The sequence below is a fragment of the Asticcacaulis aquaticus genome (genome assembly GCF_028550415.1).
Lineage (GTDB): Bacteria > Pseudomonadota > Alphaproteobacteria > Caulobacterales > Caulobacteraceae > Asticcacaulis > Asticcacaulis aquaticus.
Map to the genome: position 1 here is coordinate 22,514 of NZ_JAQQKX010000010.1, position 16,206 is coordinate 38,719.

Genomic DNA, 16,206 nt, shown 5'->3' on the forward strand with positions numbered 1-16,206 from the left:
CGGTCCAGACGCCCTTATGAGGCCGATTTAACCGCATCGGCTCGGCAGGCGTCAAGAAATATATTATAAATAAGATAATTACACCCTCGCTTGGGCGGTTTGCCGCGGGGCGGCGGCACGTCGTATAGACCCCTGCCGCCTGAGATCGGACGCCGCACACCTGCCAGTAATAGCAAAAGTATCATTATAACAACCGGTTGAGTATTCTTCCCGTTTATACTATTCGTATGGCCAGCGATCTTTTATCCTGGATTTTCATGCGCCAACCGCTTTTCAGCACCAGTGTTACCCAGTCGATTGTTCAGGATCTCGGCGTGGGCATTGTCACAGGCCGCTTCGATAACGCGCCCTTTCCCACCGAAAGCGCCCTTTGCGACCATTACGGCGCGGCGCGGACCGTGTTGCGTGAAGCCGTAAAAATGCTGATTGCCAAGGGACTTATTACCACGCGCCCGCGTCAGGGTATCCGCATAGCGCCCGAATACGACTGGAATCTGCTCGACCCGGACGTGCTTCGCTGGTTGCTGGAGCGCAAGTTTTCCCTGCGCCTGCTGGTCGAATTCACCCAGATCCGACTGGATGTCGAATCGGGTGCCGCCGCTCTGGCCGCGCAATTCGCGACCGAAGACGACAAGGCGCAGATCCGGGCGGCCATCAAGCGCATGTATGCGGCGGAACTCGGCGACGACGACCCGCTGCATTCGGACATCGCCTTCCACGTCGCAGTGCTCAAGGCCAGCGGCAACCGCTTCTATCTGCAGATGCGCGACATGATCTCGACCGCCCTGCACGTCAGCATCATGCGCACCAACAAGCTCAAAGGGGTGCACCGGGCCAGCGCCGTCGATCACGATCGCGTCGCCCAAGCTATCCTTTCGGGAGATGCCGACACCGCCCGACGCGAGATGCGACGCCTCATCCAGGGCGCGTTCGACCTGATCGACACCCTGCCCAAACATCCATAAGTATATTATTTATATTATTTATTGACGTTAAGGGTCGCTGGCGGTAATTTCTGCGGCGTACGCAAAAGTGTGAGCGGCCGGCCCGTACGTGCGTACCGGTAAACCCGCCCCAAGGACTTCCTATGCCCGACGCCCATCCTTCCGCCGCGCCGGTGACGGCCCAAAGGCCTGCCGCCCACATTTCCACGGCCATAAAATCGATCGATCTCTTCCCGGTACCGCCGCGCTGGCTGTTCGTGCGCGTTGAGACGGAGAACGGTCTGATCGGCTGGGGCGAAGCCTCGCTGGAAGGTCACACCGAAGCCGTACAGGGGGCCTTCGCCTCATTGCGCGACCGCTTTATCGGCGCCGATCCGGACCGCATCGAGGATATCTGGCAGACCGCCTACCGCCTCGGCTTCTATCGCGGCGGCCCGGTCCTCATGTCGGCCCTGTCCGGCCTCGATCAGGCCCTGTGGGACCTGAAAGGCAAGTCGCTGGGCGTGCCCGTGCACCAGCTGCTGGGCGGTAAGGTCCGCGACCGGATGGCCGTCTATGCCTGGATCGGCGGCGACCGCCCGTCCGATGTTGTCGAAGCGGCGCGCGTCCGCAAGGCGCAGGGCTTCACCTGCCTCAAGATGAACGGTACCGAGGACATGGGCTGGCTCGATTCGCCCCGGGCCCTCGACGCCACCGTCAGCCGGCTTGAGGCCGTGAAGGCCGAAGGCATGGACGCCGGTCTCGACTTCCACGGACGGGTGCACAAGCCGATGGCCAAGCAACTGGCGCGCGCGCTGGAGCCGTTGCGGCCGCTGTTCATCGAGGAGCCCCTGCTCAGCGAACACCCCGAGGCCATCGCGCAACTGAGCCAGCTGACCAGCATCCCCATCGCGCTCGGCGAACGCCTGTACAGCCGCTGGGACGCCAAGCCATTTCTGGCTGCGGCCTCCGTCGATATCCTTCAGCCCGATCTCAGCCACGCGGGCGGCATTTCTGAAGTCCGCCGCATGGCGTCGATGGCCGAGGCCTATGACGTGGCCATCGCGCCGCATTGCCCACTGGGCCCCATTGCGCTGGCCGCCTGCATGCAGCTCGCCCTGGCCACGCCCAATTTCGTCCTGCAGGAAATGTCGCTTGGCATCCACTACAATACCGATGGGCACGACCTGCTTTCCTACATGACCAATCCCGAAATCTTCGACGTCAGGGACGGCATGGTCGAGGCCTTCGACGGAGCGGGTCTGGGCGTCGGCATCGACGAGGAAAAGGTTCGCCGCCTGAGCCACGACTGCCCTCCGTGGCGCAACCCTGTCTGGCGCGGCCCCGACGGCTATATTCGTGAGTGGTAGGATGCGCTTTCAGAACAAGACCGTTATCATCACCGGTGCCGGTAGCGGCATCGGTCGGGCGACCGCCGAACGCCTCTCGGCCGAAGGCGCCAATCTGGTCCTCGTCGACCGCGACGCTGCGGCGCTCGACGTCACCCGTGCAGGCCTTGCGGCACCCGACCGGGTGCTTGTCCGCGCGCACGATGTCTCCGTCGAATCGGAAGCCGAGCGCACCTATGCGGAGGCCCTGAGCCGGTTCGGCTATGTGGACGGGTTCGTCAACGTCGCGGGCGCCATGATCTATCAGCCTCTGGCCGAGCTGACCGGCAACGACTGGGCGCGGATCATGACGATCAACTTCTTCGCCGCGACCTATTTCACGCACCATGCGTTCAGGCATATGAGCCGCGGCGGCAGCCTCGTCTATGTGTCGAGCATCCACGCGCACCAGACCTCGCCTCTGGTCGGCCCCTACGCCGCCGCCAAGGCCGCGCTCAGTTCTCTGGCGCGCACGGCATCCATCGAAGGGCGCGGGCGTAATATACGCGCCAATGCCATCCTGCCGGGCGCGGTCGATACCCCCATGCTGCGCGAGAGCCCCAATATCAAATCGGGCCTCGAAGTCCTCGACCCGCTCGACATCGGACAGGCCGAAGATATCGCCGCCGCCATCGTCTTCGCTCTGAGCGATGACGCACGGTTCGTTACAGGATCGGAAATCACGGTGGACGGCGGACGACTGGCGAAACTCTGACGCCCGAAACCGCGCCGATTGAGAACTGTCAGCTCCCTTATTTCAGCGGGAATTTCTGCACGGCTTCGCGCACGCACTGGTCCGCCATGGCGTGGGGCACGTCGCCGATGGCCAGCCCTCCCGCCAGAACCTCGCCGCGATAGAGCGGGATCGATCCGGCATGGGCGTTGTAGAGATCGGGCTTCGCCGCGATCAGAGCGGCAAAGGCGGGATCGCTCTTCTCGCGCGGCTCCAGCTCCGAACCGGGGGCCCTGAACGCGACCGCCGTCGCGGCCTTTTTGGGTGCGGCGACCGGGGCTTTCGTCGCGCCGTCGGCCCTGAGCGTCACCTTGACCACGCCTTGGGTGTCCACCACGCTGACGCTCGCGGCGAAGCCCTTGGTCTGACAGATGTCGGCGGCGGCGGTCGCCAGATCGAGCGATTCCTTGAGCGTGACGTCGGGCGCGGCGGCAAGGGCCAGCACCAGGGCAAGCGAGAGAGACATGGGCATTTCCTTTATATATGACCAAGGCCTAGCACAGGTTTTTACAGACAGATAGAGCCAAGGCTTGTCATCCGCATATTCGGGATGCCAATATGAAATAATAAGACAAGGAGGACTTCCATGCCCATATCCCGGCGTCTCTTTTTCACGGCCGCCACGGCCATGGGCATAACCGGCCCCCTGAGCGCGGCGACGGTGACCGCCACCACCGGCGCTCAGGATCGCGCCTACTGGGTCGGTGTCATGGACCGTATCGCGCGCCCGGTTCTCAGCCATCTGGCGGCAGGCACCCTGCGTCAGGCCATGCCCGTCGAGCAGAAACCCAATGCCGGACGCGAAAAATACAGCCATCTCGAAGCCTTCGGGCGGCTGATGTGCGGCATCGCCCCGTGGCTGGCGCTCAAGGGCCTTGCGGGTACGGAACTCAAGCTTCAGCAGCAATATATCGCTTGGTCCCCCACCGCGCTCGACAACGCCACTCGCCCCGGATCGCCGGATGCCCTGAACTTCACCGACGGCGGTCAGGCGCTGGTCGATGCGGCATTTCTGGCCCAGGGCCTGTTGCGCGCGCCCGACGTCCTGTGGGCGCCACTGTCCGACCGCGTCAAGACGCAGGTGATCGAGGCTTTCGTCGCCTCGCGTAAGGCGAGCGACCCCAAGACGAGTAACTGGGTGATGTTCGCGGCCATGGTCGAAGCCTTCCTGCGCTCTGCCGGACAAACCACCGTCCCCAGCCGTCTGGAGGAAAATGTTCGCCTGATGCTGGGCTGGTATCTCGGCGACGGGGCCTATGGCGACGGCGAATTTTACCACCACGACTACTACAACGCGCTGGTCATCCAGCCGATGCTGGTCGATGTGCTGGGGGTACTCAAGGCACAGGATCCGCGTTTTACCCCCGCCTATGATCAGGTGCTGATGCGGTCCGTGCGATACGCCGCCGTGCAAGAGCGGATGATCGCGCCGGACGGCAGCTTCCCGCCGCTGGGGCGCTCCCTGACCTATCGGTTCGGCGCGCTGCAAACCCTGGCCCAGATGGCGTGGATGGACGCATTACCTGCCGAAATCACGCCGGCGCAGGTCCGCTGCGCCCTCACCGCCACGATCCGGCGCCTGAGCGAAGCCAGGGGAACGTTCGACGCCAAGGGCTGGCTGACCATCGGGTTCGCCGGTCATCAGCCGGGTCTGGGTGAGGCCTATATCTCGACCGGCAGCCTCTATCTCTGCGCGGCGGGGCTGCTGCCGCTGGGCTTGCCGCCTGCCCACGCCTTCTGGAGCGCGCCCGCCGCCCCGTGGACCAGCCGGAAGGTATGGGGCGGGGTCGATCAACCCGCCGATCACGCCCTCAAGGACGTGCGGCAGGTCGTGGTGCCGGACCTCAAGCGCTAACGCTTTTTGGCTTTCACCACCGGCTTGTCGAGATCGAGGTCGGCCACCGCCGTCGCCGCCAGCACGAACGCGCCCACGCCATAGAACTGCGTATCGTCCCAGCCGACATTGTTCGGGCGATCGGCGACCGGCTGCACATAGCCCACCTTGCCGTCGGCGTGGACCGAGCGGGCCAGCGCGGCCCAACCCTTACGAATCGCCGGTTCATAGGTTTTGCGATCGAGGATACCGGCCTTGACGCCCCAGGCGAGCGCGTAGGTATAGAAGCCCGTGCCGCTCGATTCGGGCAAAGCCGTCTTCGGATCGGATAGCAGCGATGGCGCCCAGTAGCCGTCGGCCTTCTGGATGGATTTGATCTTCGCCGACATCTGTTTGAAGACCCCGACCATATAGGCGCGGTCCGGGTCGCCTTCGGGCAGCAGGGCGATCATGCGCGCCAGACCGGCCAGCACCCAGCCATCGCCACGGCTCCAGAAGACCTTTTCGCCGTCCGGGCCCCGGCGCTCGAAGAAGCGCGAGTCGCGGTAATAGAGGTGCTCGTCCTTGTCGAAGAGATATTCGGTAACGGCGCGGAATTCCGACTTGGCGAAGGCTGCGTATTTCGGATCGCCGGTGACCTTCGACATCTCAAGCCAGGCCGCCGGGGCCATGAAGATCGCATCGGCCCAGCACCAGCGCGTGTCGCACCCGGCCCCGCCCGGTGCCGTATATTCGCCGTGCTTCAGATCGACGGTGGAAGGCGCGGCGAGGATCTTGTCGAAACTGTCGCGCATCGGTTTCAGCGCCGCTTCGCCGTCGCCGTGGCGGGCCGCCCAGAAATAGGACTGTCCGATGACGTGGTCGTCGGCGTGGTACAGGCGCGACCCCAGCGCCCAGTTGTTGGCACGACCGCGCGCGCGGATAAGCTGGCCGTAGATCGGGGCATCCGACCGGTCGGCCAGATCGATCAGACTGACGAAAAACGCCCCTTGAATCCAGCCGGTCGTGTCGGTCATTTCCTTTTTGGTGACGGGACCACCGGCGGCCATGGCCGCGATCTGATAATCGGCGGCTTTTTCCGCCAGGGCGATGATGCGCTTGCGGTCGAAGGGAATGGCATTGTCGGGCACGGCCCGCGCCGAAGCGGGCGGCGACGCAGGGGTTTGCGCCAGCGCGGTGGTGTGAAGGGCGCTCAGAACCGTCAGGGACAGGAGCGTGGATTTGATAATACGCGATGTCATGAAAGTTTCCTTAGCAAAGCTGGCAGATATCGAGCACGTCCATATCGTCATAGTCGAGGTTTTCGCCGCCCATCGCCCAGATGAAGGCGTAGCTTGATGTCGCCGCCCCCATATGGACCGACCACGGCGGGCAGATCACCGCTTCCTCGTTCTGCACGACGATGTCGCGCGTCTTATCGGGCTCGCCCATGAAATGGAAAGCCCGGTCGTTCTCGCCCAGTTGGAAGTAGAAATAGGCTTCCGAGCGGCGGTCGTGCGTGTGCGGCGGCATGGTGTTCCACACATTGCCGGTTTTGAGGATGGTCAGGCCCATCAGTAACTGCGCCGACGCACAAACCCCCGGCACGATCAGTTGATAGATAATCCGCGCATTGGAGGTCGCCTGATCGCCGCGTTCCAGTGGCACGGCGGTGGCGGTGGACAGGGCCTGCGTCGGATAGGCCGCATGGGCCGGGGTCGAAGCGAGATAGAAACGCGCGGGCACGGAGCTATCGTCGCTCCTGAACGCAACCTCACCGGCCCCGCGACCGATATAGAGGGCGTCGAGCGGGCCAAGGGGATAGTCCGTGCCATCGACCGTGACCACACCGGCTCCGCTCCCCACATTGACCACGCCCATTTCGCGCGCGTGCAGATAGGGCGCGCCCTTGGCCGACGCCGGTTCGTTGTGAACGGGCAGACGCACCACCGCCGTAACGGGTGCCGCGCCGCCGATGACCAGGCGCTCCTGATGCAGATAGTTGAGCACGACCTGATCGGCGACAAACATCTCGTCGATCAGATAACGGTCGCGCAAGTCGGCATTGGAGGCCCCGGCCATACCGTCAGGATGCGTTGCGTAATAGGTCTTTCGGTACATTCAGGGTCCCTGACTAAGGCCGCTCTGAGGGCGGCTTGAAGCGCATTCCGAAAAGTGTGCAACGGTTTTCGGAGTCAAATGCGCGACTTATAGCTACGACCTTAGCGGAACTATGCCGACAGACCTAGACAATTATCTCATAATTGAACGTAAAATCACCCATTTTTGAGACGGGTTGGTCATACACGCACCAAGGCCTTACCGTCATAGCGGAAGGTCGCCGTCTCGCCCTTTTTCAAGGCCACCGGCAGGACCACCTGACCGAAGACCAGGGTCGTCTTTTCACCCAGAGTGCTGGTCAGGATCACCGTTTCCGGCGTCATGTCTTTCCAGTGCAGATCGACGGTAAAGCCTCCGCGCGCCTTGAGCCCGGTCACCTTGCCCTGCGGCCACGCCGTCGGCAGGGCCGGCAGCAGGATGATCTCGTCATTATAGGACTGCAGCAGCATCTCGGTCATGCCCGACGTGCCGCCGAAATTGCCGTCAATCTGGAACGGCGGGTGGGCATCGAACATGTTGGGATAGGTACGTTCCGGCCCCAGCAGCAGTTTGAGGATACTGTGCGTCCGGTCGCCCTGCCCCAGCCGCGCCCACAGATTGATCCGCCATGCAATCGCCCAGCCGGTCGACAGGTCGCCACGGATTTCGAGTGACTTTCGCGCGGCGGCGGCCAGTTCGGGCGTACCGCGCGGCGTGATCTGGGTCGAAGGGAACAGGCCGTACAGGTGCGACACGTGGCGATGGTGGATGTCCGCCGCCTCCATATCCCAGTCGTCCTGCCATTCCTGAAGCTGCCCGGCCTTGCCGATCTTGTTGGGCGCCAGCTTGCCGCGCAGGGCGGTGATTTCCTTGCGGAAGGCAGCGTCGGTCTTCAGGATTTCCGACGCCTTGATCGTATTGGCAAACAGATCACGGATGATCTGCATGTCCATGGTCGGGCCGGCGCAGATCGAGGTGCCGAACGGATGCTTCGCTTCGGGCGACATCGACGGGCAGGTGACCATGTAGCCAGTGTGCGGGTCCTTCACCAGGGTATCGACAAAGAACAGTGAGGCCCCACGCAGGATCGGGTAGATTTCTTTCAGATAGGCCTTATCACGCCCGTAGTCGTAGCGGTCCCACAGGTGCAGGCACAGCCACGCCCCGCCAGACGGCCACATGCCATAGAAGCCCTTGTCGATCGGGGCTGTCGCCCGCCACAGATCGGTATTATGGTGGGTGACCCAGCCTCGGGCATTATATTGCACCTTCGCCGTCACCGCGCCGGTTTCGGAAATATCCTTCACCATGGCGATCAAAGGCTCGACCAGCTCCGGCAGGGCCGTCGGCTCGGCGGGCCAGTAGTTCATCTCGGTATTGATATTGATCGTATATTTGCCGCCCCACGGGGCGTTGAGCTTCTCGTTCCACAGCCCTTGCAGATTGGCAGGCTGCGTCCCCGGCCGCGAGCAACCGATCAGCAGGTAACGCCCGTACTGGTAATAGAGCGCGGCCAGCGCCGGATCGTTCTGCTTCTGCGACAGAAGCACGCGCTCATTGGTCGGCAGGTCGGCGAATTCGGTACGACCGAAATCGACGCTGACACGGCCGAACAACGCCTGATGGTCGGCGATATGGGCGCTCAACAGGGCGTCGTAGGCCTTGCCGGAAGCTGCTGCCAACTGAGCCTTGGTAATCGCCGTTGGGTCGCCCGACACGTCCTTATACGACTTGTAATTGGTCGCCGCCGCCATGAAGACGGTGACCGAATCGGCACCCGACACCAGCACTTCGTCGAGGCCGGTCGACTGCTTGCCGCCCTGCGCCAGCACCTTCACGCGGCTCTCGAAACGCAGCGCGCCGTCCTTGCCGTTGTGCGGGCCGTTCTTGCCGGTCAGGACGATATCCTGCGGGCCTTCGACCGTCACCGAAGCCACCTGCGGCGTCTCGAAGCCCAGTTGCAGCGACACCTTGCCGGGTTTGTCGGCGGTAATGCGGGTGACCAGCACCTGATCGACCGCCGAGATAAAGGTTTCGCGTTTATAGGTGACGCCGTCCTGACGATAGGTCACGGTCGAGACGGCGCGATTGAGGTCAAGCTCGCGGCGGTAACCGCTTGAATTGGTCGACGGGCCGAAGGTCAGAACCAGTTCACCGACCGTCTGATACGAGACCTGACGGTTGGGCGTGCCGAGGAACTTGTTATGGATGAGGGTTTCGGCGTCCAGATACTTGCCGTCGAAGATCAGCTTACGGATTTCCGGCAGGGCGATCAGGCCCTCCGGATTGGCAGGCTGATACGGGGCACCGGCATAGATGGTGTCTTCGTTCAGTTGCAGGCGTTCGCGCGCCACGCCGCCGAAGACCATCGCCCCCAGACGCCCGTTGCCGAGCGGCAGGGCCTCGGTCCATTCGACCGCCGGGGTCTTGTACCACAGTTTCAGGTCGTCGTTCGAAAACGCCTTCGTCTGGGCTTTGGCGGGCAGGCTGACGCCGGACAGGGCGGAAAAGGCGACGGCGGTTTTCAGCGCGTCGCGCCGGTTAAGCTGGGGCATCGGAAACTCCGGATTAATTCGAAAGCCAGTTGAGGGCGTTGATCAGGAAGCGTTTTTGCAGCGGCGCGACCATGTCGGGCAAACGCTGCACCAGCACCTTCATGCCGTCACGTTGGGCGGTGAAGGTCGCCGCACCGTTGTGGCGGTCGTGGTCGCGGCTATAGGCGGCGATGACCTCAAGCCCCTGCCCGTCGATGATCAGGCCGTTCGACGGCTGGCCTTCGATCTGATGCCAGACGGACGTCGCCTGATCGGCGGGGATGCCATCGAAGATGGCGTGGGCACGCAGATAGTTCCAGTTGCCCATCCACGGCGCACGCAGATTGCCGACCTGACCTTTGTAGTCGAACAGGCCGAGCGCCGAGAGTTGCTTCGCCACACCGTCGGCCAGACCGTCTTCCGGCACATAGGCCAGCAGCGGCGTGCCGGATTTCACGGCCTCCAGCACCTCAGCCGGCAGTTCGCCCAGAATCAGCTTGGGCTTTTCACCCGCCTTGGGCTGAGCTTCGAGGCCGGTCTGTTCGCCGACCTGACGCTTGGCAATCTCGTCGGCCTTGAGGCCCGAGGCGATGATGGCGTCGTATTTCGTCTTCGGTTTGACATCCTCGAAGGTGACGCCTTCGATTTTCGCCAACTGGTCGCGGAAGGATTTCGCCACGCCCGACAGGCCGATTTTCAGCGCCTTTTTGAAGACGGGTTTTGTATCCACCACCCAGATTTCGCGCACGAAGGCCGGATAGCCTTTCAGCTCAAGCTGGATCTTGTTGAGACCCGGCTGAGTCAGGGCCGGGGTCGCCACCTTTTCGGCCAGCAGATAGCTGAACTGATCCGGCGTGTGCTTCGGCGCATCGTAGGTGGCGATCTCGACAGCTTTATTGTCCGGCGTGATCAGCGACAGCTTGAGTTGCCCCGACACCGGTTCGCTGGTGTCATTGAGCAGGTAGATATCGACCTCGGCCACCTCTCCCACGGCATAGGCCAGCTTGCGCTGCTTGGCGACCGGGCGCACCGGCAGCAGGCTGTTTTTAAGCAAATCGGGATTGGCCTTGAAATAGCGCAGGTTATCGACGATGCCCGAATGGTTCTCGATGGCCGTCGTTTCCCAGCCGGAAATGGCCGCGATGTCGGTTTCATCCCCGATGCGGATGTTTTCGAGATAGTTCTGCCACGCGTCATAGGCCTTGCGCCCGACCGACAGGAACAGGCTCTCGGTCGTCGGGAACGCCTTACGGAAACCCCATTTGTCGAGGTACGTCGCGGTGTTAGCGATGATCACCGTGTGGTCTTCGAGATCGTAGGACTTGCCGCCCGAGGCCTTGATATCGGCGACCATCTTCACGTGATTGTCGGCGACGGCACAGCCCTGCATTTCACCGAATTCGACGATGAACGGCTTGCCGGTCTGATAGTGGATATATTTGTCCTTGTTCTCGTAGAACTTATCGTACCACTGATCGCCGGCGCCCTGGTGATTGACCCACCAGCCGCCCCACTGTTCCTTGTCCGAGCGGTAATAGTGGTCGTCATAGGCCAGATACATGGCCTGCGCCGCGCCGCGCGCCACGAAGCCGTCATTGAGGATGACCGTGCGCGACGGATCTTCGTCATGGATGGCCTTCAGGACGTTCTGCACATCCGGGTTTTCCAGATTGGCTCCGATCTCGTTTTGCAGGGTGTAATGCGCCAGAGACGGGTGCGACCGGAAGGTGCGCGCCATGATGCGGCACTTTTCGACCATGAAGTCGCGGCTGAACGTATCCGCCGCGTTCAGGGTCTCGCCGGGTTTCAGGTCCTTGCCGATACCGTGGCGACCACCGCCGGGCTCCATCACGCGCATCAGGCCGAGTTCGTCCTGCGCGGTAAAGACATCGTGCTTGCCGACATTACGGTGGGCGTGCAGCGTGTTGAGGCCCAGGTCCTGCGCCGCCTCGACCTCGCGCCGCGACAGGGCCTTGGTCGGCCACATGCCGTTATAGCCCCAGTAGCCCCACGAAATCGCCGAATAGAGCTTGATACGCTTGCCGTTCAGACGCAGCAGAGCGTTAGTCCCGATCCCTTCAACGGCGAACCAGCGGAAGCCGAACCGGACCTCCTTGATCGAGGCGTCCTTGCCCGCGGGCCACGCAAAGCGCAGACGGTAGAGGTTACGGCTTTTCAGATCCCACAGCTTGGCATCGGCGGCGGTCAGGGTGAATTTCACCTTGGCCAGACCGTCCTTGATCTCAAGGCTGTCGAGCTTGACGGCAGCCTTTTGCGGCGCGCCGAAATCGTCCAGCAGGGTCACGGTCGGCTTGCCGGTCTTCACACCCGGCGCGACACGGACCTGCATATGGGCGGTCACCGTGCGCGCGTGCGGCGTATTGAGCACCCAGGCGTCTTCGATATGGGCGCTCAGCGGGTGGACGCTGAGCGACAGGCCGCGGTCCATGCCGCCGAAACCGTGCGAGGCAAACAGCTTCAGCTTGCCCCACATCATGGTCGTCGAGTCGCGCCAGTCGTAGCGCCCGCCGGGATTGGTGATGCGGATGGCCAGACGGTTGGCCCCCGTCGTCATCGCGCCCGAGAGGTCGCAGTCGATCGGCTGCTCCGACATGATCGAATAGCCGACCAGCTTTTCATTGAGGAAGACCTCAGCCCGCAGGCGCGCGCCGCGGATGTGCAGCAGGACGCGCTTGCCCTTGGCCGACGCGGGAATATCGATCGAGCGGAACCACCACGACACGCCGCGATAGGCACCGTTCTGCGGTACGGCGTCGTCTTCGGCGTAGCGATATTCGTCGCCCGTATAGGGGCGTAGACCGTACTTGCCCCAGAAATACTGCTCGACGGTCGCCGGAAGCGTCACCGTCACATCGGGTTTCAGTGACGCCCAGCCGCCGGTCGGCGGATTGATCGGCAGCTTGGCCAGATCGACCTGCGCCGGCAGGTAGATGACGTCGTCCTTATAGGCGGCCTTGTCGTCGATCCAGATACCCCAGCCTTCATCGGGTATATCGATACGATTAGCCTGAGCGGCCACGGTCTGCGCCGCAGCGCTCCCGGCCAGTCCGGTGGCGGCGGTCGCGAGCCCGGCGGCCCCCAGAAAACGTCGTCTGTCCATTTGTACCTGGGCCATGTTCATCTCCCTCACTGGGGCGGCTACCGCGCCCCGATATTTGTTTTACGGGCTCTGGCCCGGTTGAATTTACTTCGCTTTCAGAACCAGACCGCGCTTCAGCTCCGGCACCACGGTGGCCAGATCTTCGGCCACCATCTCGGCAAAGACATCGGCCCCTTCGCGCCCGATATGGGTGTAGTCGAAGGCCGATTTGGTGCGGTTCATCGATTCCGTCAGATTGCGGCGCTCTTCTTCGGTCGCATTGGCCGGCACAGGCACGGGCGTCGAGGCCTCAACCGTCGTGCCCGATTTCGCCGCGTCACGGATATGAGGCGCGGGCGGCTCCTGTGCGAAACGCATGGCGTCGACCGGCCCCAGACGAATGACCTCGGCACGCGAACGGGCGTGCAGATCGATCAGCGGCACATTCAGTTCCCTGGCCACCTTGCGCGTCGCCTCGGCCCACGGGCCCAGATCATCAACCAGTTGCCCGTCCTTGAAGATACGCCGGGTCAGGGGCGTGACCAGCACCGGGATGGCTCCGGCGGCGCGAGTCTCTTCGACATAGCGTTTCAGGTTCTGCGGGAACTCGGTGGCCAGATCGGTCGAGCGTCCGGGCTTTCCCGGCTGATCGTTATGGCCGAATTGGATAAGGACATAGGTTTTCGCAAAACCACCGGATTTCATCTCGGCCAGAGCGATATCCCACGATCCTTCGACGCGGTAATTGCCGCTGGATCGTCCGCCGCGCGCCAGATTGATACAGGCGACGAACGAGGTCACACGATAGGCGCAGAAGCTGGGCCCCCAGCCGCCCTGCACCGCCGTCGTCGAGTCGCCGACAAGGATGATGCGGCTGGCGGTGATCTTGCGCGGCGCTTCCACGGGCGCGGGGCCAGGCGCCGGTGTTTGGGCCGCCGCCGATGTGGCCAGCAGAAGCGAAACCGCAAAGAACAAAGGCTTCATAGGGTTATCCTTTTGCCGTCGAGCGTGTCTGGTCCAGATACTGGATCAGGCGGCTCATATTATTGATATAGGTGCCGGTCGAAATGCCCATGACCGGGTCCTTGACCGTGTAGGGCGAGGTGTCGCGCGCATCGATCGACTGCCCCGTGGCGGTCTTCGACGGCGGCATCTTCGCGGCCGCCTCGTCCGGATGATAGATATTGCTGGTGGCATGGAGCGGCGTCGGCCAGTAGCCTTCGGCATTAAGCCCCGCGACCAGATCGGCCACAGGTTTGGCCGCCGCCTCTGAGATATTGAGGTCCGAACCGCGGACCTCGCGGACGACAAAGTAGCGATTCAACGGCTTGCCAGACTTCGCGAACAGCGGCGAATCCTTCGTCGCCTCGGCCTTCGGCATCGCCCGAAGCGCGGCCAGTTCCCGGCGTTGACGGGCGACGTCGAGCCGTCGGTTGAACCACGAACCACCCACGGGCTCATAACTAATCTCATTGCGCTGATCACCGCTCCACGTCCCGCCGCCTTTGAGATACAGGGGCCGGTTCGTGCCGACCTCGATAAAGGTCGGGTGCGTGAAGCCGTCGACCTGACGCTCTTTCGGCAAGGTCATGGCGTCGAGCCAGTCGAGCGCCTCGTCCAGCCGTGCCAGATACTTCGTGTCACCGGTCCAGCGGTAGAATGTCATCATCTGCCCGACGCAGGCCGCCGTGGTGTGGGTCGCCAGAGACGGCGGCTCGGACGAACGCGCCCCTGCCGGTTTGAGGTCGGTCGTATATTGCAGCGCCCAGCCCGGCTGCGGCGCACCCTGCTGGGCCAGAATGAAGACGCCCATGCCGCGCATCAGCGGCTCTAGGACGCGTTGCTCGCCCAGGGCCTGATAGATGCGCATCAGGAAGTCGGTATTGTTGATAGCGACTTCGTCGTTGAAGGTAATATTGGCCGTATAGTCGGGTAATCCGCCGTTCGAATATTCCCGGTTGATCGGAAAGCGCTGCGGCCAGCCGCCGACGGCGTACTGGCTGTCGATGACGAAATCGACGACCTTTTCCAGCGGTACGCGGTATTTCGGATCGCGTTTTTCGAGATAAAGCCTGAGCAGGAATTCGCCCGAGTCGATCGTGCCGCCGTCGTCGAAAGTGGCATTACCGTAATAGTGGCGCATCTCTTCGAGGCGTTTACCGTGCGAGCCGATGGTCTCGTACCAGTCCTTCAGCGACGCCTCGCCGGCAAAGTCGATCATATAGTGCCAGCCGCCCGACGGATGCTGACCCCAGATCAGGGCCCCGGCCACGTCCTCGGCGGCCCTGTAATACTGTTCGTCGCCCGTGGCATGATAGGCGTCGAGGAACAGATGGCCCATGCCCGGCGTGCCGGGCGCCTGCACCCAGATCATGGTCGCCTTGGCTTCCATCTCGCCCCAGCGGCGCGAAAAGTCGGGCAGGTACGACCAGACATAGCCGCCATTGACGGCCACCTTATCGGTCATGAATCGCGTGGCGCGCGACATGGTATTCAGTACCTTGTCACGCGACGGTGCGGCGGCCAGGGCCGGTGCGGCGATGCTGGCCGCCGTAGCGGTCAGAAGGAACTCACGCCGCCTCATGCCCCCGCCCCGATCCAGCTGCGGTCGGGGAAGACGGCCTCAAGCCGCCATTTCGCGGCCTGTTCGGCGGTCAGGGTTTTCGCCCAGAAGACGCGCTGGCTCATATCGCCATGCGGACCGCTGGAATTGTATTCCGAGAAGGCCGCGGTCGTGTAGGTCTCGGTCTTGCCCGGCGTCCATTCGCGCCAGCCTTCGGGATGGATATTCCCCTCGATCCGGGTGTCGAGGAACACCACCTGACCGTAGGCGCGCCACGCCCGGCCGAAATAATAGTCGCCGTCACCCGCCGTTGTGATACGGCAATGGTCGAAGACATAGGCCGAGGTCTCGGTTTCGGCATTACGGCTGTGCGCCGTGATAAAGGCGCTGCCGCGGTCGATGACGTGCAGATGGCAACGATCGAAAAAGGCCAGAGCATTGCCGAAGATGAAGTCGACATGACCTTCGATATAGCAGTCCTTATAGTACTGACGGCTTGGCTGCGGGCCCTTTTTGGACGAGGCCATCAGCGTGTCCTGCGCCCCCAGAAGCCTTACACCCGTCACCACCGCCCTGTCGGCATCGATGGACAGGGCCAGAGCCTGCGCCGGGACATCGGGCTGTTTGAGGTGGTAGTCGTTCTGGATCGTCAGGTTCGTCGCGCGGAAGCCGTTGCCCGACACGGTCAGGGTGGCGTTGGGGCGCGGGGTGTGGGCGTTGTCGCCCCAGACGATCAGCACCTCTTCGGCGGTCTTGCCCTGCCCTTTGAGCACCACGTCGGGTTTGGCGACGACCAGTTTTTCCTTATAGGTGCCGGTCGCGATCTCGATGGTGCCGCCGGTCTCCGGCAGAGCCGTCAGGGCTTCGGCAATCGTCTTGTGATCCTGCGGCACCTTGAGTACCATCTTCGATTGCGCAAAAACGGGTGCAGCCAGACCAGCGGCCAGGCCGCTAACGGTTAGACCACCGGCAAAAAGCCTGCGTGACAAGAGCATGGATTTCCTCACTGGATATTTTATTGTTACCGCTAACACGTGCGGTTTATCTTTATC

General features: G+C 62.8%; 12 protein-coding genes. 4 read left to right on the forward strand and 8 right to left on the reverse strand.

Annotation, left to right across the window (positions count from 1 at the left end):
- Positions 1 to 257 precede the first annotated feature (257 nt).
- The 3 genes from PQU92_RS12600 to PQU92_RS12610 all read left to right on the forward strand — a co-directional run bounded on the left by PQU92_RS12600 (position 258) and on the right by PQU92_RS12610 (position 3,026).
- Entirely contained in the window at positions 258 to 965 is a 708-nt protein-coding gene (locus tag PQU92_RS12600; protein ID WP_272748575.1) for a FadR/GntR family transcriptional regulator, read from the forward strand.
- 122 nt (positions 966 to 1,087) lie between these two features.
- A complete protein-coding gene (dgoD, locus tag PQU92_RS12605) occupies positions 1,088 to 2,293 on the forward strand; it encodes a galactonate dehydratase (RefSeq protein WP_272748576.1) in 1,206 nt (401 codons plus the stop codon).
- Position 2,294: 1 nt separating this feature from the next.
- Positions 2,295 to 3,026 carry an SDR family NAD(P)-dependent oxidoreductase gene (locus PQU92_RS12610; RefSeq protein WP_272748577.1) on the forward strand — a complete coding sequence of 244 codons (732 nt, stop codon included), beginning with the start codon at positions 2,295 to 2,297 and terminating at the stop codon, positions 3,024 to 3,026.
- Between the two features lie 37 nt (positions 3,027 to 3,063).
- On the opposite strand, the gene PQU92_RS12615 is transcribed toward PQU92_RS12610, so the two are convergent.
- A complete protein-coding gene (locus PQU92_RS12615; RefSeq protein WP_272748578.1) occupies positions 3,064 to 3,510 on the reverse strand; it encodes a heme-binding protein in 447 nt (148 codons plus the stop codon).
- Positions 3,511 to 3,630: 120 nt separating this feature from the next.
- On the opposite strand from PQU92_RS12615, the gene PQU92_RS12620 reads away from it, so the two are divergent.
- Positions 3,631 to 4,899, forward strand: coding sequence for a DUF2264 domain-containing protein (locus PQU92_RS12620; protein WP_272748579.1), 1,269 nt, complete (start codon positions 3,631 to 3,633; stop codon positions 4,897 to 4,899).
- Here PQU92_RS12620 and PQU92_RS12625 read toward each other — a convergent pair.
- The 7 genes from PQU92_RS12625 to PQU92_RS12655 all read right to left on the reverse strand — a co-directional run bounded on the left by PQU92_RS12625 (position 4,896) and on the right by PQU92_RS12655 (position 16,149).
- On the reverse strand, positions 4,896 to 6,119 hold the full coding sequence (locus PQU92_RS12625) for a glycoside hydrolase family 88/105 protein (RefSeq protein ID WP_272748580.1): 1,224 nt from the start codon (positions 6,117 to 6,119) through the stop codon (positions 4,896 to 4,898). The two genes, PQU92_RS12620 and PQU92_RS12625, sit on opposite strands and share 4 nt — an antisense overlap.
- A 10-nt stretch (positions 6,120 to 6,129) precedes the next feature.
- A complete protein-coding gene (gene kduI / locus PQU92_RS12630) occupies positions 6,130 to 6,978 on the reverse strand; it encodes a 5-dehydro-4-deoxy-D-glucuronate isomerase (protein ID WP_272748581.1) in 849 nt (282 codons plus the stop codon).
- A gap of 179 nt (positions 6,979 to 7,157) precedes the next feature.
- Positions 7,158 to 9,512, reverse strand: coding sequence for a glycoside hydrolase family 95 protein (locus PQU92_RS12635; RefSeq protein ID WP_272748582.1), 2,355 nt, complete (start codon positions 9,510 to 9,512; stop codon positions 7,158 to 7,160).
- Between the two features lie 13 nt (positions 9,513 to 9,525).
- Positions 9,526 to 12,627, reverse strand: coding sequence for a sugar-binding domain-containing protein (locus PQU92_RS12640; RefSeq protein WP_272748583.1), 3,102 nt, complete (start codon positions 12,625 to 12,627; stop codon positions 9,526 to 9,528).
- Between the two features lie 69 nt (positions 12,628 to 12,696).
- Positions 12,697 to 13,575 carry a rhamnogalacturonan acetylesterase gene (locus tag PQU92_RS12645; RefSeq protein ID WP_272748584.1) on the reverse strand — a complete coding sequence of 293 codons (879 nt, stop codon included), beginning with the start codon at positions 13,573 to 13,575 and terminating at the stop codon, positions 12,697 to 12,699.
- 4 nt (positions 13,576 to 13,579) lie between these two features.
- Positions 13,580 to 15,175, reverse strand: coding sequence for a pectate lyase (locus PQU92_RS12650; RefSeq protein ID WP_272748585.1), 1,596 nt, complete (start codon positions 15,173 to 15,175; stop codon positions 13,580 to 13,582).
- On the reverse strand, positions 15,172 to 16,149 hold the full coding sequence (locus PQU92_RS12655; protein WP_272748586.1) for a pectinesterase family protein: 978 nt from the start codon (positions 16,147 to 16,149) through the stop codon (positions 15,172 to 15,174). The genes PQU92_RS12650 and PQU92_RS12655 overlap by 4 nt, the downstream gene beginning before the upstream one ends.
- Between the last annotated feature and the right edge of the window lie 57 nt (positions 16,150 to 16,206).